17 protein-coding genes and 1 pseudogene are annotated in these 22,408 nt (G+C 69.4%); 7 read left to right on the top strand and 11 right to left on the bottom strand.

Translation table 11 applies throughout. The features are described from left to right. Positions 1-17: 17 nt before the first annotated feature. The 8 genes from ACWDVB_RS36045 to ACWDVB_RS36010 all read right to left on the bottom strand — a co-directional run bounded on the left by ACWDVB_RS36045 (position 18) and on the right by ACWDVB_RS36010 (position 9,213). On the bottom strand, positions 18-605 hold the full coding sequence (locus ACWDVB_RS36045) for an alanyl-tRNA editing protein (RefSeq protein ID WP_451612025.1): 588 nt from the start codon (positions 603-605) through the stop codon (positions 18-20). 211 nt (positions 606-816) lie between these two features. Continuing rightward, positions 817-1,116 carry an AzlD domain-containing protein gene (locus ACWDVB_RS36040; RefSeq protein ID WP_451516976.1) on the bottom strand — a complete coding sequence of 100 codons (300 nt, stop codon included), beginning with the start codon at positions 1,114-1,116 and terminating at the stop codon, positions 817-819. After that, a complete protein-coding gene (locus ACWDVB_RS36035) occupies positions 1,116-1,877 on the bottom strand; it encodes an AzlC family ABC transporter permease (RefSeq protein WP_451516977.1) in 762 nt (253 codons plus the stop codon). Before ACWDVB_RS36035 ends, ACWDVB_RS36040 begins: the two co-directional genes overlap by 1 nt. 5 nt (positions 1,878-1,882) lie before the next feature. After that, entirely contained in the window at positions 1,883-4,183 is a 2,301-nt protein-coding gene (locus ACWDVB_RS36030; protein WP_451516978.1) for a pyridoxal-phosphate dependent enzyme, read from the bottom strand. Continuing rightward, positions 4,173-5,102: a GHMP family kinase ATP-binding protein gene (locus tag ACWDVB_RS36025; RefSeq protein ID WP_451516979.1), complete on the bottom strand. Its 930-nt coding sequence runs from the start codon at positions 5,100-5,102 to the stop codon at positions 4,173-4,175. The genes ACWDVB_RS36030 and ACWDVB_RS36025 overlap by 11 nt, the downstream gene beginning before the upstream one ends. A gap of 28 nt (positions 5,103-5,130) precedes the next feature. Then, positions 5,131-6,615 (bottom strand): lyase family protein, encoded by a 1,485-nt coding sequence (locus ACWDVB_RS36020; RefSeq protein ID WP_451516980.1) that lies wholly within the window; start codon positions 6,613-6,615, stop codon positions 5,131-5,133. A 4-nt stretch (positions 6,616-6,619) separates the two neighbouring features. Beyond that, on the bottom strand, positions 6,620-7,333 hold the full coding sequence (locus ACWDVB_RS36015; RefSeq protein ID WP_451516981.1) for a methyltransferase domain-containing protein: 714 nt from the start codon (positions 7,331-7,333) through the stop codon (positions 6,620-6,622). Continuing rightward, entirely contained in the window at positions 7,324-9,213 is a 1,890-nt protein-coding gene (locus ACWDVB_RS36010; RefSeq protein ID WP_451612027.1) for an FAD/NAD(P)-binding protein, read from the bottom strand. The genes ACWDVB_RS36015 and ACWDVB_RS36010 overlap by 10 nt, the downstream gene beginning before the upstream one ends. Positions 9,214-9,694: 481 nt before the next feature. On the opposite strand from ACWDVB_RS36010, the gene ACWDVB_RS36005 reads away from it, so the two are divergent. Then, entirely contained in the window at positions 9,695-12,844 is a 3,150-nt protein-coding gene (locus ACWDVB_RS36005) for an amidohydrolase family protein (RefSeq protein ID WP_451516983.1), read from the top strand. 323 nt (positions 12,845-13,167) lie between these two features. On the opposite strand, the gene ACWDVB_RS36000 is transcribed toward ACWDVB_RS36005, so the two are convergent. After that, on the bottom strand, positions 13,168-13,860 hold the full coding sequence (locus tag ACWDVB_RS36000) for a TetR/AcrR family transcriptional regulator (protein WP_451516984.1): 693 nt from the start codon (positions 13,858-13,860) through the stop codon (positions 13,168-13,170). Positions 13,861-13,913: 53 nt separating this feature from the next. On the opposite strand from ACWDVB_RS36000, the gene ACWDVB_RS35995 reads away from it, so the two are divergent. Then, the gene (locus ACWDVB_RS35995; protein WP_451516985.1) at positions 13,914-15,032 is read left to right on the top strand and encodes an FAD-dependent oxidoreductase; all 1,119 of its coding nucleotides are present in this window, start codon (positions 13,914-13,916) and stop codon (positions 15,030-15,032) included. Between the two features lie 1,151 nt (positions 15,033-16,183). On the opposite strand, the gene ACWDVB_RS35990 is transcribed toward ACWDVB_RS35995, so the two are convergent. Next, positions 16,184-16,756 carry a hypothetical protein gene (locus ACWDVB_RS35990; RefSeq protein WP_451516986.1) on the bottom strand — a complete coding sequence of 191 codons (573 nt, stop codon included), beginning with the start codon at positions 16,754-16,756 and terminating at the stop codon, positions 16,184-16,186. A gap of 364 nt (positions 16,757-17,120) precedes the next feature. Next, a pseudogene (locus tag ACWDVB_RS35985) lies at positions 17,121-17,531 on the bottom strand (winged helix-turn-helix domain-containing protein); the annotation flags it as partial. Positions 17,532-17,879: 348 nt separating this feature from the next. Here ACWDVB_RS35985 and ACWDVB_RS35980 point away from each other — a divergent pair. The 5 genes from ACWDVB_RS35980 to ACWDVB_RS35960 all read left to right on the top strand — a co-directional run bounded on the left by ACWDVB_RS35980 (position 17,880) and on the right by ACWDVB_RS35960 (position 22,273). Continuing rightward, entirely contained in the window at positions 17,880-18,620 is a 741-nt protein-coding gene (locus ACWDVB_RS35980; RefSeq protein ID WP_451516987.1) for a tRNA-dependent cyclodipeptide synthase, read from the top strand. Then, positions 18,607-19,983 carry a purine-cytosine permease family protein gene (locus ACWDVB_RS35975; protein ID WP_451516988.1) on the top strand — a complete coding sequence of 459 codons (1,377 nt, stop codon included), beginning with the start codon at positions 18,607-18,609 and terminating at the stop codon, positions 19,981-19,983. Before ACWDVB_RS35980 ends, ACWDVB_RS35975 begins: the two co-directional genes overlap by 14 nt. 18 nt (positions 19,984-20,001) lie before the next feature. Beyond that, positions 20,002-20,355, top strand: a complete 354-nt coding sequence (locus ACWDVB_RS35970; RefSeq protein WP_451516989.1) for a rhodanese-like domain-containing protein — start codon at positions 20,002-20,004, stop codon at positions 20,353-20,355. Positions 20,356-20,434: 79 nt separating this feature from the next. Beyond that, the gene (locus tag ACWDVB_RS35965; protein ID WP_451516990.1) at positions 20,435-20,887 is read left to right on the top strand and encodes a thioredoxin family protein; all 453 of its coding nucleotides are present in this window, start codon (positions 20,435-20,437) and stop codon (positions 20,885-20,887) included. Positions 20,888-20,989: 102 nt separating this feature from the next. Next, on the top strand, positions 20,990-22,273 hold the full coding sequence (locus tag ACWDVB_RS35960; RefSeq protein WP_451516991.1) for a S8 family peptidase: 1,284 nt from the start codon (positions 20,990-20,992) through the stop codon (positions 22,271-22,273). Positions 22,274-22,408 lie beyond the last annotated feature (135 nt).

Below are 22,408 nucleotides of genomic sequence, written 5' to 3'. Positions count from 1 at the left end.
GCGGCCCGTGATGGTGGCTATGGCCGTGCGGCCGCGCGCCAGGAGGTGCTCCACGGCCGAGCACGCCCCGGCGAAGTTGTCGGGCGGACCTCCGGCAGGTCCGGCGGCGCCACGAACTGGGTGCGGACCAGATCCGGGATCACCTGTGCCTCGTCCCTGGACAGGACCCGGACCACGATCTGCCGGTCGGCCTCGATCTCCGCGTTCACCGCGTCCTCCAGGCTCTGCTTGAAGCCGGGCGGCACCTCGGGCAGGTTGAAGTCCATCCGGGCCTCGCCCGGCTGCATGTTGCCGCCGGTCACCAGCGCTCCGAAGTCCCTGAAGACGGTGCCACAGAGCACATGAAGGCCCGAGTGCGTCCGCATGAGGGAGCTCCTGCGCCCGTCGTCGAGCGCACCGGTGACCTGGGTACCCACCGGGGGCACGGGATCTCCGGGAGCGGGCAGCAGATAGAGGTCGTCGCCCTTGCGGGTGCCGACGGCGCGGGTCTGGACGCCCTGCCAGATCAGTACGCCGTGGTCGGGCGGCTGGCCCCCGCCGCCCGGGTAGAACGCGGAGCGGTCCAGAACGACCCCCGCTTCCGGATCGGCCGGGTCGGACCACAAGACGGTGCACTCCCATTCCCTGAGTGTGGCGTCTTCCCAGTCCAGACGATGTGTGCGGCCGTGATGACTGATCCCCATCTGTGGTCGGAGGCGCGGTACCCGGTCGACCGGGCCCGTCCCCCTCTCCTCTCTGTGCTCCTGTGCTGATCCGTCTGTGCGAGCTGCGCACGCTGCATACCGAGAAGGCCCCGCCTTGGTTACGCCTCGCCGGTCACCACCAGATCCTGACGAGCGCGGCGGTCCCCGCGCCCAACGCCACCACCAGCAGGAACGGCGCCCGCAACAGGGCCGCGACGAAAGCGACACCGAAGCCGAGAGCGCGGGCGTCCAGCACGAGACGCTGGTCGGTGGTGAAGGTCTGGACCGCGACGAGAGCGGCGAGCAGTCCCACGGGAAGCAGTGCGGAGACCGTCTGAACCTGCCGCTTCTCCAGGACCGAAGCCGGTACGTACAGCCCGGCGAGCTTGAGGAGGTACACCCCGGCCACCCCGAGGACGATCGCGGTCCACATCAGTTCTCGCGTCCCTTCCCGCCGTCGCCGGTCTCTGCCGAGTCCGCGCGGCGTCGCCTCATCAGCAGCCCGGTGACGCACGCGACAAGACCCGCCACCAGCACCGGCACCCCGGCGGGCAGTACGAGAGTTGTGGCGACGGCCGTCACCCCGGCCCCTACGGCCACCGCCCACAGGCGCGGCCCCCGCAGCCGGGGCATCAGGAGCGCGATGAACGCCGCCGGCGACGCCACGTCGAGGCCGAGGACCGCCGGGTCGGGCAGTGCCTCGGCGCCGATCGCGCCCGCGAACGTGGCCAGATTCCAGAAGACGAAGACCGCCACGCCCGTGCCGTAGAAGGCCAGCCGCGACGCGCGCTCCGTCGGCCGGCCCATCGCCATTCCGGCGCTCTCGTCGAGGACCAGGTGCGCGGCGAGCACCCGTCGCGCGCCACGGACCCGCAGCAGTCGGGACAGCGACAACCCGTACAGGCTGTTGCGCACCCCGAGCAGCGTCGCCGTGGCGGCGCCGGTGAGTGCGCTGCCCCCCGCGCCCAGGACCCCGATCACCGCGAACTGTGACGCTCCGGAGAACATCAGCAGGGACAGTACGCAGGACTGCGCGACGGTGAACCCCGCCGTCACGGCGAGCGCGCCGAACGAAAGCCCGAGGGCACCGACCGCGAGCCCGACGCCGACCGAGTCGCGCAGCAGCGCACTCCGCTGCCGGGGCCAGTCCGCTTCGGTCTCCCCAGGCGTGTCGTCGACCTCGGTGTCGCTCACCAGCATCACGTGTCCCCGTCCGGCACCGCGCTCGGGCCCTCCAACACCACTTCGAGTTCGGTCTGCGCCTTGGCACAGGCCGCCACGGCTCCTTCGGCGGTCTCGGCCCGGGCGATCACGAACCCCAGCCGATGGTAGGCGTTGCGCGCGGGCCCCACCCGCTGTTCCGGCGAGGCGGTCACCGTCACCTGCTGAACGCCCTCGACCGCGCGTGCCGCCCCAACTCCGTCCACCCGGGCCAGGATGCCGGTCCTGTCCGTGAGAAGGAACTGGATCGCCGCGACGCCGTCCGGCTCCGGAACGGGGTGCGGGTCCCGCCCGAGTGCGATCCGCAGCTGCTGCTCCTGCATCCGGAGCCCGGTCGTCGACCGGACCAGTTCGGGGATCATGCCGCCCGCGGGACGCGCGTTGATCTCGATCACGACGGGCCCGTCGGCGGTGAGCCGTATCTCGGTGTGCGCGGCGCCGTCGGTGAGACCGACCGCCTCCAGGGCGCGGAGGGCGGCGCCGGTCAGGTGCTCCGCCGCGGCCCGGGGGAGCGGGGCGGGGAAGACATGGCCGCGTTCGACGAAGTACGGGGCCCCGGCGAGGTGCTTCTCCACGATGCCCAGGCAGTGGGTCCGACCGTGCCGGCCGATGGTCTCGACACTGAACTCGGGACCGTCGAGGTACTCCTCCACCAGCACGGCGCCCGCGGTGCGTTGGCCGCGTACGTTCGTCTCCTCGGCCAGAATGACCCGGGCCTGGGAGAGGACCTGCCGCACCTCCGTACAGAGCAGCACATGGTTCGAACCGCTGTCGTCGAGGGGTTTCACGACGCAGGGCAGACCGGTCAGGGCCACGGCCTCGGCGATCTCCGCTGCCAGCTGATCGCCGCCGGTCACCACGGCGAAGCGGGGCTGCCGGATGCCCGCGTCGGCCAGCCGCCGCCTGCTGCGGGACTTGTCCCGGCAGACGGCCACCGCGTCGGCCGGACTGCCCGGCAGGCCCAGCCAGTCGGCGAGCTCGGCGGTGGGGGAGAGGTAGAAGTCGCTCGTGGTGGTGATCCCGGCGATCTGCTCCCGGCGGAACTCCCGCAGGATCGTGCGGCGCAGCTCCGCCGGGGAGTTGGTGTCGCAGGTGATCACCTCGGCGCCGGTGTCCGGCAGGCCCCGGTACCGTGCGGGGTCGTTGGTGAGCAGGGTGGGGCGCAGGGCGAACTCCTGGGCGAGTTCGAGGGCGAGCATTCCGGTGCCGGTGGTGTTCGACTCGATGAACAGCAGCCGCTGTGTGTCGTCCGAGCGTTCGATGTCCGTGGCGCGGGACCAGGTCTCGCTGACGTCCCCGGCCCGCGCCGAGATCGGCGCGGGGGACGATGACCTGGGCAGCGCGTCGAGTTCCTGCGCGGTCCAGTAGTCGTCGTCGTAGATGGTGTCGACGTACCGGTCGCCGCGGTCCGGGAGGATGCCCACGATCCGGGTGCCGGGCTCGGCGTGGGCGGCGACGTGCCGCACGATGTGGTAGACGGATCCCGAGGTGTTGCCCGCGAAGATCTGTTGTTCCTGGGCGAGTTCGCGGGTGGCGGCGAGTGCCTCCCGGTCGTTGAGCCAGTGCACCTCGTGGATGAGCCGGCGGTCCAGGTTGCCGGGCAGCAGGCTGTTGCCGAGCCCGCTCTGCCGGCGTCCTGGCCGGTCGGGCTGGCCGAAGAGGACGCTGCCGACGCTGTCCACGCCGACCACCTTGAGGTCAGGCATCGCCGTGGCCAGTGCGCGTGCCGTGCCGCAGAGCGACCCGCCGCTGCCCACGGACCCGACGAGGATGTCGAAGGCGCCCAGCTCCTGGTGGAGTTCGGCGGCCAGCGTGCGGTACGCGGCGGGGTTGTCGGGGTTCTCGTACTGGTCGGGCCAGAACGCGCCGGGAAGGTCGGCGCGCAGCTGCTGCAGAAGCTCCAGGCGGGCGCTCTGCCAGCCGCCGCCGGTCATCGCCTTCACGATGTGCACCTCGCAGCCGAGGGCGCGGAGCTTGGCCAGGGTGACCCGGTCGATGCGGGGGTCGGTGACGATGTGGACGTGGTGTCCCAGCGACGCGCCGACCAGGGCGACGCCCAGGGCCATGGTGCCGGAGGAGCTCTCGATGATGGGCGCGCCTTCGGTGAGGACGCCGCGTCTGCGGGCCTCCGTGATGATGTGGCGGGCGACGCGGTCCTTCATCCCGTACAGGTTCTGGAACTCCAGCTTGAAGTAGACCTCCACGCCGTCGGCCCCTGTGGCGGCGGCCCGGACGAGCGGGGTGTGTCCTATGGCGTCCGTGACGCTCTCAAAGCGCATGATCGTCTCCAGCGTGGCCGGCGGGGTGCAGGGCGGATGAGGGGCCTGTCGCGTCCGCGCCCAGCGAGCGGAAGACGCTGACAGTGCCCGGCAGTTCGGCGCACCAGGCGCGGGCCCGCTCGATGCGTGCCGGGTCCTCGTCGCGGGACTCGCCGAGCAGGATGCCGAGGTAGGTGCCGCTGTGCGCGATCACCAGGCCGAGCCCGCCGACTTCGCGGCAGATCTTCCTCATGCGGTCGAAGCGGAAGTTGGGCCGGGGTCCCAGGTGCAGCCCGGCGCCGAGGGTCGTGATCCGGCCGATCGTGGGCAGGTCGCGGGAGCGGACCGCCGTGGACAGCCGGTCTAGCAGGGATGCGTACGCGTGTCGTGTACGCCGGTCGGGCGTCGGTGCCGCGTGGTTGAAGCGGACCGTGTCGACCATGCCGCCCGCGTCGTGGGCGATGACGGTCAGCGGCGGGAGGAAGCCGAGGCGCTCCCGCAGGCGCACCTCACGGTGGTGGTAGCTGACGATCCCGGCGTACATGACGCCGTCGGACGGCTCGATTCCGCGCAGGAACTCCTCCGTCGTCTCTTCGTCCAAATCCACGTCGAGGGCGTCGGCGACGGCCCGCGCGGTGGCGACCAGGTCCGCGGACGAGCTCGCGAGGCCCTTGCCCTCCGCGAGACCGCCGCTCAGTTCGAGGGTGCCGCCGACGTCATGGCCGTAGGCGCGCAGCATGCGGGTGGCAAGGAGCCGCGACTTGGCCTTGCCCGGCGGGTACACCGAGACGCCGCCGTTGCCCGCGGCCGGTCTGAAGACGGCGGTCGACCAGGTGTCGAGGGGAAAGGTCACCAGGAAGCGCTGCGTGTCCGGCAGCATCCCCTGGAGCAGTTCGCCGAAGGTTCCGTTGGCGGTGCCGAAGCCCGCTTCTTTCAACACTGGTGTGCCCTCCCCCCGTCCGCCTTGCTCAGGCGATGCCCAGCAGGCGGTCCGTCTCGGTCATGGAGTCCTGTACGTGCCCTTGCCTCGTGTCCCATGCCGTGGCCGTGTCCCGCCAGAAGACCGCCTGGACCGCGAGCAGTTCGCGGACCTCGGCGGGCCGGGTCGAACCGGAAGAGCGCTTCTGCTGGATGCTCGCGGGGACGTCGAACGCCTGGGTGAGCGCCTGTTCGGGTGCGGTCAGTTCGTGGCCGTGATCCTTGGCGGCACGATGGAGCAGATCGGGGCGGAGGTCCTGGGGCGCCGCGCCCTGTTCGAGTGCGGCGAGGATGTACGCGCCCGCCACCACCTGGGCCGTGCGCCAGGGCACTCCTTCGTCGAGCGTCAGCCGGTTGGCCAGGGTGAAGCCACCGTAGTAGTCGCGGGCGCAGGCGGCGGACATCCGGTCGGTGCGGAAGCGCAGTTGCTCCATGACGGCGGTGGCCAGGGACAGGGTGGAGCGTGCGGTCAGGAACGCGGGCAGGATGTGGGCGCCCGCCTCCTTGGACACCTCGACCGAATTGGAGTAAGCCGTGTTCCGCTGGCCGGTGAGGGCGTCGACGTGGAACGCCGTCAGGTGTGCGGTCCTGCCTCGGATGCGTTCGAGGAGGGGGAAGTTCTTCTTCTGCGGCATCGCGGAGGAGATGCCCGCGTAGGCGTCGGGCAGGTCGATGAAGCCGTACTCGCTGCCGCCCCAGGCGATGAGGTCGGTGGTGAAGCGGCTCAGCACCGTCCCGAACTGGGAGAGTTCACCGGTGATCTTCAGCGCCCAGCCGCGCGAGGCCACCGAGACGAGGGCGTGCGGCTGCGGCCCTGCGAACCCGAGCAGTCCGGCGGTGCCCTCCCGGTCCCAGCCCAGCTCCTGGCCCGCCATCGCGCCGGCTCCCAGCGGGCAGCGGTTGATCTCGTCGTAGGTCGCAAGGAGCCGCCGGGAGGCTGCCATCACCTCTTCGGACAGGGCCGCCAGGTAGTAGCCGGCGGTGATGATCTGGGCCGCCTGGCCGTGGGTGTATCCGGGCATCACCGTCTCGGTGTGCCGCGCGGCCATCCGGTGCACCGCCTGCCCGAAGGACAGCAGGGACCGCGCGGTCAGCGCCAGTTGGTGGCGGGCGAACATGACCTGTGCGCAGGCCTGGAGGTCGTTGCGGCTGCGGTCGACATGCCAGGCGGGGACCGGGGAGGCCAGACGGGAGTCCACCTGGCGCTCGATGGCGAAGGCGATGTCGGACATGTTGCGCTCGGGGTCGGCGGTGAGCGTGTCGGCGGTGACGCTCTGGAGGGCCACGCCGATGAGGCGGGCCTGGTCCGGCGTGAGGATGCCCATGCGCCGGTACTCGACGGCGAGGACCTTCTCGATGGCCACGTACCACGGCAGGAGGTGTTCGACCTCGAAGGCGAACTGCGGAGCGAGCACCTCCTCATGGAGCAGCCGGTGGGGCCCGGAGGCGATCCGTCCGGTGAGTGGCGTGTCCAAGGAACTACCGGCTCCTCTTACGGAGGGTGAACGCGAGGCTCTCGTGCTCGTGGAAGTAGGGGCGGTACCCGGCGTGCGGGGGCTCCATCCAGCGCAGCTGCTCCACCGCGCTCACCTCGTCGCTCAGCCCGCACGCGGCGAGGTAGGCGTCCAAGTCGGGACGGTCGTAGAACTTGCAGTAGAAGTCGGCGTGGTCGCGGTACTCCTTGGGGCCGATGACGACCATGCCGGGGTCGGCGACCTGGCAGTCCCCCATGGTCCACATGTTGGCCACGATGTGACCGCCGGGGCGGCAGACGCGGTGCAGCTCCTGAAGCGCCTTCTCCGGTTCGGTGAGGTGGCCAAGGAGGTCCCAGCAGAAGATGCCGTCGACGGAGTCGTCGGGCAGCCCGGTGGCGAAGACATCGGTCTCGTGGAAGACGACGTTGTCGGCGGCGGCCTTGGCGACGACCGTACGGGCGATGCCCATGGCGTTCGAGGAGGTGTCGCCGCCGAGCACCACCGTGGCGGCCTGCGCCAGCGGCGGCAGGTTGCGTCCGTCGCCGCAGGGCAGGTCGAGGACGACGAAGGCCGAGTGATCGGCGAAGAGCTTGGCGGCGTTCACGACGTAGGGGACCGGTGGGTCGCCCCACAGGTTGGCGTGCCCTTCGAGGCGGTAGGCGTCGTTCCACTGCCCCTTGGCCAGCTCGTCGGGGGCGGACGCGGAATTCACAGGCACGATGTCTCCTTGGGCGCGGGGCGTGCGGGGTTCTCCGCACGCTGTTCTCCGGTGAACTGGCCGAACATGTCCGTGACGCAGCGATGGGCATCCACGAAGGCCCGGGAGTAGCCCGGCGTCGGGATGAGGTGGTTGTAGAACGTGGCCCCCTCGGTCAGCGGGCCGATCAGCCAGAGCCGCCGGTGGCTTCTGCCGTCCGGGCCCACGGGGTGCAGCGCCTCGTCGACGTCGGCGGTGGCGACCCGGGCGCTGCCGGGCAGGAGCGGACTCAGTACCCGCCGCCGGTGCAGCGAGCGCACCAGCGGACTCGCCGATGTCTCCAGGCCGGGCCAGGGGGCGTTGCCCGCGCACAGCCAGTCCACGCTCTCGCGGTGCGGGTCTTCGAGGCAGGTCGAGGTGAGGGTCCAGCGACCGGTGGCCTCGCCTTGTCCCGGGGTCACGAGAGGCGCCGGTCCGAAGGGGAAGCGGACGATTCCGGCGTCGGCGAGCGCGAGGAGTTCGGCGTAACGGTCCTTCTGGGGCCCGACCACCGCACGGTTCATCAACGGCACCGTGTGACACAGGAAATCTTCGAGTGAAGAGCCGGTCAGGCCACGGAAGTTGACCGCGTCACGCAGGATGTCACGCACCTCGCGGACGGCTTCCAGAGCCGCCTTGACCGGGCTGAGGGTCAGCCCCTTGTCGGCCTCGGTGAGATCGTCGCGCACGGTCGCGGTCAGCCATCGCTGGTACGAGGCGCTGTCACGCCGATCCATGGTCACGGAGGGGTCCCAGAGGGCGACAGGATCGAAAGCGCCGTGCACCTGGTCGAGCAGGTCGAGTGCCGCGGTGAGTCTGCCCGAGGCGGTCGCCTGAAGGAGGTCGGCGGCCACCGCCTCCTCGGCGGTCGGCCCCTCTTCGACCAGGGTCCGGCAGCGGTGGTGGGCGATCCGCATCTCGCTCATCAGCAGGGGCAGGAGACGCTCGTCGAAGTCCAGCGGACCGGCCGAGCGCATCGACGCCACGACCTCACGGGTGAGGGCGACGGGCTGGAAGCGGCTGATCATCTCCGGGCGCTCCGGCCGCACCCGGAAAGGCATCCCGGACCGGGAGTAGAGCACGATGCGGGGTTCGGCTCCACCGGCCAGATAGCGGACCTGGCCGGATTCCCGCGAGAATGTTCCGCCTCGCCCGACCGTCAACGCGGCGACCGCGTCCATGGCCGAAAGGCCGAATCCGGCGACGGCCAGTGAACTGCCCGGCTCGACGGCCGCGACACTCTCCGGCAGCGGATAGGGATCGGTCACGCAGCGCAGTACGGTTCCGGGATTCTCCCGCGGCTTTCCCGGCTGTTCGTTGCCGATGTGCCCGAGGGTGAGAAACGCGAAGTCCGTCTCGATGAGGGTTCCGTCCGCGAGAGTGATTCTCGTGGAGTCGGTCGCCTCATCCAATTCCAGGTCGACCGCCGCGGAACGGTGCATTCGTATGCGTACGTTGTCAGGGGCCAGGCGGCACGTCCGCTCGAAGAACCATTGCAGATACTCGCCGAGTATGCGGCGGGGCAGGAAGTCGTCCGGAGCGATGGCGCGGCCTGTGGTGCTCACCGTACGACCGTCCGGGCCCATTCTCAGGCCGCGCTCCGTGACCCACTCGTACAGCCCCGGGCCGTCCTTGCCGGTCTCCGCGCCCACGGACTCTTCCCCCGGGAACATGGATATCTCGCCGCAGAGAGTATTGAGGAGGAGATAGTCGGGCTGATCCGTCGCGTGCAGCCCTTGTCCTGAGGAGGCGGGATCGACGATGTCCACACACACGGTGGAGAAGGAAGTTGAATTCTGCGCCAGCGTTACGATCCGTTCCAAAACACTGCACCCTCGGGACCCCAGCCCGACGATGCACACCCTTAGTTCGGCCCGCACTCCAACCCCCGTAACCTGGAATACCGAGAAGTAACCTGGAATACCGGGAACCTGTGCGCCCCACCGTACGCACCGGCCTCGTCGACGTTCAATGATGCGATCGAACTTAGGCGCATTCGACGCCCTCGGCCGGTAAATGATCTATACCGTCACCGTAGAGCTGATGCATTCAGCGGATACTTCCGGTCCTGCCCGCCGAAAGCAAGTACTCAGATTCGGCCAGAGTGGCTCCGCGCTCCACTCCCACACGGCTCACCGGTCACTTCTGCGAGGTCATGGCGGAAGCGCAGGAGTCCGTCCGGTCGCCCGGCCGCAGGCGAATCCGGCCATACCCGGGCCGAGGGCGTCTGTGGGCCGCGCGTGGGTTCCGTCGTTCGTGGTGGTCCGCCTACCCTCCCGACTTATCTCTGTGCCACTGGGTAGTAACGCACCGCACGAGACCCTGGGAGCAACGTTGCCATCGATGCCGCGCAGACATTTCCTCCAGACCGCCGCGGGCACAGCGATCGCGGGAGTGGCGGTGCCCGCCGCCCCGGCGACCGTCGCGGCCGCCGCCCCCCAGGACACCGCGGGACGGACTGTCCGGCTGCACTTCACCGCCTCCACCAACGGCGCCGCCACCCCGGCCGGCAAGCGGTTCCTCGCCGAAGTGCAGAACGTCCTCTGGTCGTTCGCCGACGACGGCTGGCCCGCCACCGCCCTCACCCCGCCCGACCTCGAACCCACCCGCCCCGCCGTCTCGCCCGACGGGCGCCAGGTGGCGATGGCCTGCTTCAAGGGCGGCCAGTTCCACATCTGGGTCATGGCCGTCGACGGGACGGGATTACGGCGGTTGACGGAAGGCCCCTGGGACGACCGGGGGCCCGCCTGGTCCCCGGACGGATCGAAGATCGTGTTCTCCTCCGAGCGCGGCGGCGACCCCGTCAAGGGCAGCCCGTACCGCATCTGGACCCTCGACTTGCACGGCGCGGAACTGACCCAGCTCACCGGCGTGAAAGGGCAGGCAGGGCCCGGACAGGATGTTCCGTACGAGGACTTCGACCCGACTTGGTCCGCCGACGGCAGCCGGATCGTCTTCGTCCGGGGGAGATTCGACGGAACGGTGCTCAGGTCCAGGACGCTGGCCGCCGTGCCCGCGGACGGCGGGCCCGTCACCGCCTGGCACACCGAGACCGAGCCGGGGAACCTCCAGGTCCCGGTCTTCTCGCCCGCAGGCCGCGCCGCCTGGCTGCGCACGGTGCAGCTGGTCGGAAAGTTCGAGCAGGTCATCCTGGTCGTGGACGGGAAACCGGTCGCCGTCGACGGGGAGATCGCCGTCGCCCCGCCCCGCTGGCTTGACGAGGAACGGGTGCTGCTCACCGTCGACGGGCAGTTCCGTACCGTCCACACCGGGACGGGCGGCGCCGGGCACATGCTGGCGTTCGACGCGACGCTTCCCGTCGAGCGGCCCTCGTACCGCGTCAAGAACTACGATTTCGAGCCGCGCGGCACCCGAAAGGTGCGCGGCATCCAGCAGCCGGCTCTGGCCCCCGACGGACGCTCCTTCGCCTTCGTCTCGCTGAACACCCTCTGGGTGCAGCCCACTTCGGGCAGTGGAAAGCCCCGGAAGGTCGTGAGGGCGGCGGCCGGTTCCTATGTGCAGGGGCCCACCTGGAGCCGGGACGGGCGCTCGCTGCTGTACGTGGATGACCGCGAGGGCCTCAATGCCGTACGCCGCCACGACCTCGCCACCGGCAAGGACACCGTCCTCGCGCCCGGCGGCCGCGTCCACGGCGCGCTCTCCCCGGACGGAACGCGGCTCGCCTGCCTCGACATGGTCGGCAATCTGCTCGTACGCGACCTCGGCGGCGGTACGGAGAAGGTGCTCGCCGCACCGATGGGCGGCGGCGGGCTGCCGGGGCCGCCCAGCTGGTCCCCGAACGGGCGGTACGTGGCGTACTGCGACCGCAACCGCCTCAACCTCCGCTTCCGCGAGGGGTACAACCTCATCCGGGTCGTCGACATCACGACCGGCACCTCCCGGCTCCACCCACTGGCCCCCTTCGCCTCACTCTCCGACCGGTACGCGTCGGGGCCCGCCTGGTCACCGGACGGCAAGTGGTTCGCCTGCGTCAGCGAGTCCGCGCTCTGGGTGCTGCCCGTACGCCCCGACGGCACCCCGCACGGCGAACCCCGACGCCTCGGTGACGAGGGCGCCGACCACCCCTCGTGGGCCGCCGACTCCAAGTCCCTGCTCCATCTCGCCGACGGCAAGGTGACGTTGACTCCGATCGACGGGAGCGGTGGACGCACTGTTCCCGTGCACGTCAGCTATCGGCGCTCCACTCCCGTCGACACCCTCGTCCACGCGGGGCAGCTCTGGGACGGCACCGGATCCAAGCCCCGCGAGGACATCGACATCCTCATCCGTGACGGCCGCGTCACCGCCGTCGAACCGCACCGCTCCGGCCGCCGCGCCACCCGCGTCGTCGACGCGTCCGACCGCACGGTGCTGCCCGGACTCTGGGACGCGCACACCCACCCTTGGCAGTACACCTACGGCGCCCGCCAGTCCGCGCTGGAACTCGCGTACGGCGTCACCACCACCGTCTCGCTCGCCGGATTCTCCTATGAACAGGCCCGGTTGAGGGAGGACGTCATCGCCGGAAGACTCGCCGGGCCGCGCCTGCTCACCACCGGCGAACTGCTCGACGGGCCGCGTGTCGCGTACTCCATGGGCCGCGCGCACCGCACCCCCGAAGGGCTGCGCCGCTCTTTGGCCCGGGGGGCCGCGCTGGACTGGGACTTCGTGAAGACGTACGTCCGGGCGCCGTACGCCTATATGGCGGCCGCCGCCCGCTTCGGCCACGACCGGCTCGGAGTGCGCTCCGGCTCCCACCTGGTCTCCCAAGGAGTCCAGAGCGGCCAGGACCTGACGACCCACTTATCCGCCACCGAACGGACCGAGCACGGGCACGGCTCCACCTCGGGGAACCGCACCCACCAGGACACCAGGGAGAACTACACCCACGGCCGCTTCAAGCTGGTGGCGACGCCGTTCAGCGCCTTCCCGACGATCTACGACCACCCGGACCTCGTCGACGACCCCCGGGTGACCGAGATGATGCCGCCCTGGGATCTGGCCACCATCCGCGCGCAGGCGGCCAAGGCACCCACGGACACGGAACGGCTGATCCTCCAGCGGGAGCTGGCGTCCTACCGAGCGGTGGTGAAGGAGGGCGGAATGATGGCGCTCGGCACGGACACCCCGCTGACCCCGGTCGGCCTCCATCTGCATCTGTCCCTCCGGGAGCTGGTGGCCCACGGCTTCAGCCCCACCGAAGCCCTGCTGAGCGTGACCGCGGCGCCCGCGCGGGTCTTCGGCGCCGAGCGGGACCTGGGCTCGGTGGCACGGGGGAAGCTGGGAGACCTCACGGTCGTCGACGGCGACCCCTTCACCGACTTCACCACGCTCGTACGGGTCACCCAGGTACTGGTCGGCGGCCGACTCCATGAGCGCACCGAGCTGGCGGAGCCGTACGAGAAGAGGAAGCCGCTGAGGGACGCGGCGGCGGGTGCCACAGACTGGCTGGCTGTGGGGGAGCAGATGCGGAGAGATGGGTGCTGTGGGTGACGGGGCGTCCCTGTGCCCCCGCGCCTCCGGCCAGAGCTCCTTCTTCTCGTCCTTCTTCTTGTCCTTCTCGCCGCTCTCGTCCTTCTCGTCCGCCATGACGCGGGGTGTCGCTGCCGTGTTTGAGCAGCGAGTGCATGAGGCGGTGTCGGGAGGCCCCGCCGCCGACCAAAGCACCGCGTCGATGAGCTGGCGAGCACGCTCGGCCCGGCCGAGGTCGGGCAGGCACTGACGAAGCCCCGCTGTCATGAAGTGATGGTGGCGCGAGCCCGCACGGCCCGTGGACACCGACCCCGACCTCGCTCACACTCGGCAAGAGCTGAGTGTCACGCCGGCGGCCGGGTGAGTTTGGCGGCCACGGCGTCGAGGACCCAGTCCAGGCCGGTCGCGAAGGACGCCTCGGCGTCCACGTCGGTGCCGTCGTGCACGGCCTTGGCCAGCGCCGGGAAGCGGCCCGTGACCAACATCCTCGTCATATGCGGGCCGGCGGCGCGCTGCCAGTCGTGCTTGGACAGGCCCGTGGCGCGCTCGGCCCGCAGGTTCGCGATCTCGCGCCTGATCGCGCCGGTGAAGTAGGCACTGACAGTCTCCACAGCGCGCATGACGGTGTCGATGTCGGCGAGGCCATCGAGGGCGGACAGCGTGGCCTCCGCCACGGCGAGGCCGTTCGGGCCCAGGGCCGGGCGGCCGCCGAGCAGGTCGGCCAGCCATTCGTGACGGAGAGCGGCCTGCCTGGTGCGGTCGGCGAGGATGCGCAGCGCCTCCCGCCAGTCACCGGGCTGCTCGGCGGGGAGAATCTCGGCGTGGACCTCGTCCACCATGAGGTCGAACAGCTCCTCCTTGGTGGAGATGTATCCGTACAGCCGCATCGGGCCGGCGTTCAGCCGGGCGGCGACCTTGCGTACCGACACCGCCTCCAGCCCCCCCTCGTCGGCCAGCGCGATGGCGGCGGCGACGATCCGCTCCCGGTCGAGTGGCACGGGGCGAGTCGGCGGCTCCGGCCGGTCCCACACAGTCATGGTCACACCGTTCTGTTGCGTTGCATCGCAATGGGGAAATACAGTGTATCGATATGAGACATCGTATCGCCGTGATCGGCAGTGGCCCTGCCGGCCTTGCCTTCGCCCGTGTCCTGCACCGCCATGGCTACCCGGTCACCGTCCTCGAACGCGATCCGGCCCCCGATGCCCGCCCTCCGGGCGGCACGCTGGACCTGCACGAAGGGCTGGGCCAGCGCGCGCTGGACAAGGCGGGGCTGCTGGCGGAGTTCCAGGCGTTGTCTCGTCCCGAGGGGCAGGCCATGCGCATCCTGGACGCGGACGGGACCGTCCTGCGTGACTGGCGACCTCGTCAAGATGACCGGGCCAACCCCGAGATCGACCGCGGGCAACTCCGTGACCTGCTGCTCGGCCCCCTCGACGTCCAGTGGGGTCGGAGTGTGACGCAGGTGGCGCCGGGGACCCGGGACGGCGTACTGGTCCATTTCGAGGACGGGCGTCAGGAGACGTTCGACCTCGTGGTCGGTGCGGACGGCGCCTGGTCCCGGATCCGCCCGGCTGTCTCGTCGGTGACCCCGCACTACACTGGCGTCACTTTGGTCGAGACCTCCCTCGACGACGTCGACACCCGCCACCCCGACCTCGCCCGGTTGATCGGCGACGGTTCCGTGGCTGCGTACGGCGTGAACCGAGCTATCGTCGCGCAGCGCAACAGCGGCGGCCACGTCAAGGTGTACGCCCAGTTCCGCGCACCGCTGGACTGGCACACGAACCTGGACCTGTCCGACGCCGAGGCAGTGCGATCAAGTCTGCTGGCTCTGTTCGACGGCTGGGCCGCTCCCCTACGCGACCTCCTCCGTCACGGCACCGCTTTCGTCCACCGCCCTCTTTACGTCCTGCCCGAGTCCCACACCTGGACCCACGTCCCCGGGGTGACGCTACTGGGCGACGCCGCCCATCTGATGCCGCCCTTGGGGGCGGGAGCGAACCTCGCGATGCTGGAAGGCGCCGAACTCGCCGAGTCCATCGCCACCGGCTCTGGAAATCTGGACGAGGCCGTCCGCGCCTTCGAGGAACAGATGTGGGCACGGGCCGACGGGTGGGCGAAGATCACGATGGCCGGTCTGGAACGCCTCGTGAGCCCTGACCCCGCCGAAGCCCTCGCCCTCTTCGACGAAGTCCAGCCATCCTGACTGACTGGGCTCGTTCGCCGAACCCGTCCAGCCGACGGACTCGCCGACGACCCAGGTTGTCTCGACTCCTGCGTCGTTGCCCTCACCTTTGAAGGCCAGGCCGGTGACGGTCCAGCGGTAGGGAGTCTTGCCGTCTATACATCGAATGGCTCGCCATCGCGCGCCGCAGGACTGGGTTTTCTCCCGACCATTGACCGTCCAGCGAACCTCGAACCCCTTGCGGCGGTCGTGCCGCTCCCGGTTTTCCCAGGCTGCGGTCAACGGGATGTTCGGCGTTGCAGTGGAACGCGGATACTTCACCCAGAACCCTCTGACCGGCCTGCGGTGCCCTGCGCCGGAAGTTGTCGGCGCAGGCGGGCCGCCGACCGCTTGCTGCGGTCAGTGCCTCGGGCGTCGACCCCGCGGAGTGGACGCGCCGCGCCGGGCAGAGCATCCAGGCCCTCTTCGGTGTCCTCTTCCGCTACTACGCCAAGTCCCTGGCCGAGGCACGGGACCATGTGCGTCAAGAAGGGCGCCTGACCAATAGAACACCTCGTCAGGCGCCCCTTCTTCTGTGCCTGGAAGAAGCCGAGCTTCTTCGCCGAGTACGACACCAGAAGGTTCTTCGTCTGTTGGTGGTACAGCAGATGCACCCATGCTGACCAGGCCAAATGGTAGTTGGTGCAGCCTGCGGGCGGGGGCTGGTCCGGGAATGGTCCGGATCTTGGTCTGGCGGTGCCGCTTCGAGGCAGCTGCAGCACAAGCGAGTGAGACGGGGCGGGGTAGATGGTTGGCTGCCCGAACACGGGCATCTGAGATCGACGGTGTGGTGCTGGACCTGCGGGATGGTCCAAGGTCGTGCGGAGTCGGAAGTCATGCCCTGGCGTCGGCCTGGCCGCAGCAGGCTCGATTGCCGGCACAGAGGGTCAGTGCAGTGGCCGAGAAGAAGGCCGCACAGCCGAACTCGTGGCGCGACAGACGATTGCGAGCAACCTCAGCCAAGACTCAACACGATGATTTCCCAGCTGTGCCCTGCGCCGTGGATTCAGTCCGCGACCGTCGACCTGTCGTCGTACCTGCCCGTACTGGACAACGCCTCGTTCATGATCCTCTGGGCAGACGGCGGGGGCATCGTGACCTGCATCAAAGTTGCGACCAATGGGTCTTTGCCGTTACTGCGAGCTTGCGGGGCTCGGGGCTTGCTTTGGTAGCAGGCCACTGAGATGGCCGAAGACCCAGGCGTCGACGACATCGGGGTAGCCAGCGATCCAGTCCGTGGGCGGTGGGTCGTGCGGTTCAGCGAGGCTGTGGCACCACTGCGAGATGATGTTGTCGCCGAGAGCGAGATTCGTGACGGCGGCGCGCAGATTGACGGCGTGCTGAAGGACGCCGTCGCGGTCGATTGACCAGATGGCGCCGATTGAGGCGCCCTTGTGGGCGATCCAGTTCCGGGCCTCCCTGGCCTTGTGCAGGGTGTCCATGTCCATGGTCCTGCCCATTGCGTGTGAGGCCAGGCTGTGCAGCGTGCCGCCCAGCAGTTTGTCGGCAGGAACTGAGGCGACGGCCTCTTCGAAGGTCATGGCCGGGTAGCTTTGGTGGACAGTGATCAAGTTGCCGACACGGAGCACGTACTGGCACTTGTCCTCATAAGCATTCGCGAGGTGCAACGCCCAGCCCACAGAGAGGAACAGCGCATCGAGCAGCTCCGGTTCCCGGGGCTTCAGGAGGCTAAGTGACCAGCTCATACCCATCACGTTAGCGCCGGCTCCCGGTCGCTGCGGCTCCTTTTCCGGCGGATGGCTACTTGCCGCAGGCGATGTCGATCTGGAGTTGCACTCTTCGTCAACGGCCGTCACGGTCCCCTCGATGACCTCTTCGAAGGGCTCGAGTACGGTCGCCGAGGCGATGCTCCGCGGCCCGGATACGACGACCGTATTAGGCACGGGCCGTTCACCGGGGCGGCACCGCGCACCCGCACTCGCGTAGCGGGGCGACGACCTGTAGGACGGGGCAGCCTCCGAAGCGCTGGACCTCGTGCTGTCAGTCCGCACCAGCCCGGACGACGTCGAGCTGATCTGGGCAGACCTCTGACTACGACCGAGGTCGGCGCCACGTGTCCTTCACCCAGCCGGTGACCCTCTCGTCATCACGTTCCACAGCGCGCCGGGCCGGGACTTGATGGCTGAACCCGTGACTGCGGAGCAGCTCCATGATGGTCGCCAGCGCGAGGGACTTGTGGAACCGGCGCCCGATCAGTGTCCTGACCCTCGCCAGGGTCCGGGTCTGGTCCGGCCAGCCGTGCGCGACCGGCCCCTTGGCCAACTCCTGCTCCAGCACTGCGAACAGGGCCTCACTCAGCTTGGGACGCGCGGCCGATCCCCGGGAACGAAGTGCCTGCGAGCCGCCGTGCTGCCAGGAACGGCGCCACCGCTGCACCGACCGCACACTGACCCGCAGCTGCTTCGCCACCACCGTGTTGCCCTGCCCGGCGGCAAACATCCCGACCGCCTCCATGCGGATACCTCACGGCTCGGGTATACCGCACCGATCACCGCGTGTCAGCACTCAACGACACCACGCCGAAAGCTCAGTAGAGCCTTTGAGCTACCTGCCTCCAAGGGGCAGTGGCCGCTGCCGTCGAGGCGTAATGGTTGGAGTGAATAGCGTGGGAGCCGAAGTACGTGCGCTTGTCCCATCGGACGGCTGCGTCATCTGGTTCTAGCGTGCTTTCCACAGCGCTCCCGCTCTGTCGGCGGTGCGTCGAGTTCGTTCTCCTGTTTTCAGGCCGAGCGCACGCCCGGCGCAGGCGCCGGAGCCGACTCATGAGCGTGCGGCAGGTCGGTCCGTATCACTGCCCGAGGGAGAAGCATGTTTGACATTGAGCCGCTTACCGGTCGATGTCGCGGGTTGCTGCCCGCGGCTACGCATGTGTGTCTGGGAGTAAGCCCGTTCAACCGCTACTTCGGCACGCCCCGCCTGCGGAGACTTGCTGAGTGGGCTCTGACGCGCTTCGACAGCGTCCACTTCTTCGTACCGGACGCCGCGGCCGCGTACACCCTGGAGGCTCTGGGATACGCCCCGGGCCGCGCCCGCCATAAGGCCCGAAGGCAGGGCCAGTACCTGCACAACAAAATCGTCACCGCGCTGCGCACCCTGGGCGTGGAAGATCCCGCGAATCTGATCTGGGGTATGGACCGGCTGTACAGCACGCCCAGTTACCTGGTTCTCCTGGACGAGGCTTACCGGCATTTTCACGAGGACGAGGGTTTCCGCACCGCGTGTCTGGACGCCTCGCATTGGGTGCTGGACCAGAAGCTGCCGCAGGGAACTGCTCCGACTCAGGACCAACTACAGAGCGCTGTACGGTACTTGCTCGCCGAGCTTCCGTTGTTCGCTGACGCCGGGGGTATCGCCGGCCACCGCCCATCCTTCTTCGTCTACCACCACCACGTGGCCTTCCTTGAGTGCTTCTTCCGGTGCGAGCTGGGCTGGGGGCCGGTGGACGGGAACGGTTTCCTGGTGGTCCGCGAGAGGACGCCGCAGTACCCCCAGCTGGAGGGCCGCACCGGAGTGACCGCAGGTGAGGGGGCGGCTTGTGGCGGCAGCTGAGAGCAAAGCGGTGTCCGGGCGCCCGGGCAAGCGTTCCCGCTCGACGGGGGAGCAGACGCAGGACGACTATGCGCTCGTCCCGGTGCCCGCGGAAGCCCGCCGCTCCTGGTTTCCGGTGGCGGTGCAGCGGTTTGGGCAGGTCTCGTCCTTCCAGCAGTTCATGGTGGGCGCCGTGCTGGGCTATGGGATGACCTTCACCGACGCGGTACTCGCCATCACCCTGGGCTCGGTGATGCTGGAGATCGTCACAATCCTGATGGGCATCGCCGGAGTGCGCGAGGGCGTGTCCACCTCGGTGCTGGCCCGCTGGTCGGGTTTTGGGCGCAAGGGCTCCGCCGCCGTCGGCATGCTGGTGGCGATCAGTCTCGCCGGTTGGTTCGGCGTGCAGAACGGGGTGTTCGCCCAGGGCATGCACAGCCTCGCCGGATGGGCGCCGGAATGGGCCTGGGCACTGCTCGGCGGCGCGGTCGTCACGCTCATCTCGGTCCATGGCTTCGCCGTCATGGCGTGGACGGCGTACCTGACCGTGCCTGCGTTCCTCTTCCTGGCGGGGTGGTCGGTGGTGGACACCCTGGCCGGCCACTCGTTCGGCGCTCTGCTCACCGAGGCCCCGCCGGGCCCGGTGATGTCCCTGGCCGAAGGCACGACACTGGTGGCGGGCGCGTTCATCCTCGGTGCGCTGATGACCCCGGACATGACGCGGTTCAACCGCCGTCCCGCCGATGTCGTCAAGCAGACACTGCTGGCCGTGACGTTGGGTGAGTACGTGATCGGCCTGACCGCGGTGCTGCTGGGGCACGCCGCCCGCACCGCGGACGTCGTCGGCATCATCACCACCTCCTCCGGTCTGCTGGGCACCCTGATCCTGGCGACCGCCATTCTGAAGATCAACGACTGGAACCTTTACTCGTCGGCGCTGGCCGCGGTCAACAGCATCGATGTGCTCTTCGGCCGCCCCGTCCCCAGACGGGCGGTGACGCTGGTCATCGGTGTGGTCGCCACCGTGCTGTCCGCCCTGGGGGTCGTGGACGACTTCACCGGCTTCCTGACAGCTCTCGGCGTGCTGGCCCCTCCGGTGGCCGGGATCATCATGGCCGAGTACTACGTGGTCCGGCGGTACCGTGCCGCACTGGACCAGGCCCGGCATACAGGCCAACTGCCTGCCGCGGGTCCCAACTGGCTGCCCCTGTCCCTGATCTGCTGGGCCGTCGGCGCACTCCTCGGCAGGTACCTGGACGCCGGCATCCCCGCGATCAACGCTGTCATCTCCGCCTTCGCCCTGTACGCGGTGCTGGGCCGGGCGCTGCCGACCCAGCACGACCCCTCCGCGCGGGGGACTTCCCTCTCCAACCGCACGGTATGACGAGAACCGGAGGTCATAGTGCTGCCCCTGATTCCGCGAGACCAGCTGAAGGCCGAGATGGACGCCGGGAAGGTCGTCGTGGTCGACACGATGCCGACGGCCTATTACGAACGTGAGCATCTCCCCGGTGCGGTGAACATACCCGGGTTTCCCTACGAGGACGCGGCGCGCGTGACCGACCGTCTCGCACCCGAGGTACTGCCGGACCGCACCGCTCCCATAGTCGTGTACTGCGCGAACGGGCCGTGCCGCAACAGTGAACTCGTCGGCGCGCACCTGGTGGCGCTCGGTTACACGGACGTACGCAAGTACCGCGAGGGGATCGAGGACTGGGCCGCCCACGGCCTGCCGACGCAGACCACCGAGGGCTGAACCGGGGCTGGACACCCCCCCACACGTACCTCCGCACGCGTACGTCGTTCCGTCACATCCCCACGAAAGGAATCGGACCATGTATCGCAAGCTGACTGTCGCAGTCGCGGCCGTCGTGATGCTCATGGGCGGTACCGCCACCGCGGCCGCTGCCGACCCGGCGGCGCCCATGAGGGCCACCACCTCCGCCACCGCGACCGCCGACATACCCAATGTCGTGGACGTTACCGCGGCCAACTACGCCCAGGTCATGCAGTGGTCGCACACCAAGCCGGTCGTACTCGATTTCACCGCCGAATGGTGCTCCTGGTGCAAGAAGCAGGAGCCCTACCTCCAGCAGTACAACACCCAGGACAACGGTGCATGGGTGTGGGCGCGGGTCGACGTCGACGAAAACCGTGACCTGTACCGGAAGTACCGGGTGCGGGGTATCCCCGCGCTGCTCAACATTCAGAAGGGCCGGGAAGCCGGCAGCCGGCTCGTGGGCTTCGACGGCCCGGCCTCGCTGCGCAACTGGCTGAACAGGCTCTAGGACCGCAGTGCCGCCGCCGTCACGGCGGCGGCGGCACACCCCGGGCACCGGGCCAACGCCCAATGCCCGAACACGTGTTGGATGACGAAAGGCTCATCTCCCATGCGAAGGTCCCTATTGGGGGCCGCCACCGCGGCAGTCGTCGCGGTCGGTGTGGTCCTTCCCTCTCCCCTCACCGCCCCGCCGTCCTCGGCTGCCCCGGCGGTCCTGCTCTCCAACTCGCCGGTCTCCAGCCGGGTCCACATCATCGAGGTGAACGACACCGCAGCGACCTCAAGGGCCGTGACGGAACGGGCGAAAGAGCTGATCGCCGCTCACGGCGGCCAGTTGCGCAGGGTCTACTACGCCGCCTCCCAAGCCTTCTCTGTCTCCCTGACCGAGCAGCAGGTGGACGGGTACTACGCGGACACCCGCGTCGATTCGATCACCAGTGACCGCGTCTACCGGGTCGCCGGACAGGTGTCCCGGCCTCAGCGGCCCGCCCACACGACCCCCGCCGCCCGTCGTGGCGTCCAGGTGAAGCCGCCCTGGGGCCTGGACCGCATCGACCAGCGCGACCTGCCGCTGGACGGTGTTTACGCCTTCTCCGGGATGGGAACTGGGGTGGACGCTTACATCGTCGACACCGGCGTCCGGACGGACCACCAGGAATTCCGGCGGAGCCGGGCGTATGGCGCCTACGACGCCATAAAACAGCGTCCCGGCGGCGGCACGGACTGTCACGGCCACGGCACCGCCTCTGCCGCCATCGCCGCCGGGCTGTGGAGCGGTGTGGCCAAGGGAGCCACCGTACGATCCGTACGTGCCTTCGGCTGCGACGGCACAGGCACTCTGGAGCACATCATGTCGGCGGTCGACTGGATCACCGCTCACGCCGAAAGGCCCTCCATCGTCAACATGGGCTTCTCCGGCGAACCGGGATCGGTACTCGACCTCCAGCTCTACCAGATGACCGGCAAGGGCATCGCGTACACCGCCGCGGCAGGCAACGGCGACGCCTCGGGCAACGGCGTCGAGTCCTGCGAGACGACTCCCGCTCGGCAGACCACCGCCATGACTGTCGCCGCCACCGACCGTGACGACAAGCGGCCCGCCTGGTCCAACTACGGCCAATGCGTGCACCTGTTCGCCCCCGGCGACGGCATCACCACCGCCGACGGCCGCGCCGGCAGCGCCTATGCCAGGCTCACCGGTACCTCAGCGGCCACGGCCGGGGCGACCGGCGCCGCGGCGCTCCACCTCGCCGACCACCCCCAGGCGACGCCCGTCGCACTCGACGAGGCCCTCATCGACAACGCCACCAAGAACCGCGTCAAGAACGCCGGGCAGCACTCCCCCAACCGGCTGCTCTACACCGGCCCGCCCGGCAGCACCGATGACGGTTGACCTCGGCGATGGTGTCGGTTCCAGCCACGGCGGTCAGGACGGAGTTCGGGTGCGGCACACTGATCCGACCCGCATCGACGCCGAGCGGCCCGCCGACGCGGCGATCCAGGATCTGGCGCTCCGTGGCCGACAAGC

The organism is Streptomyces sp. NPDC003379 (genome assembly GCF_053589195.1).
The sequence above is the reverse complement of the archived record's forward strand: the minus strand, read 5'-3'. Positions and strand labels throughout refer to the sequence as shown.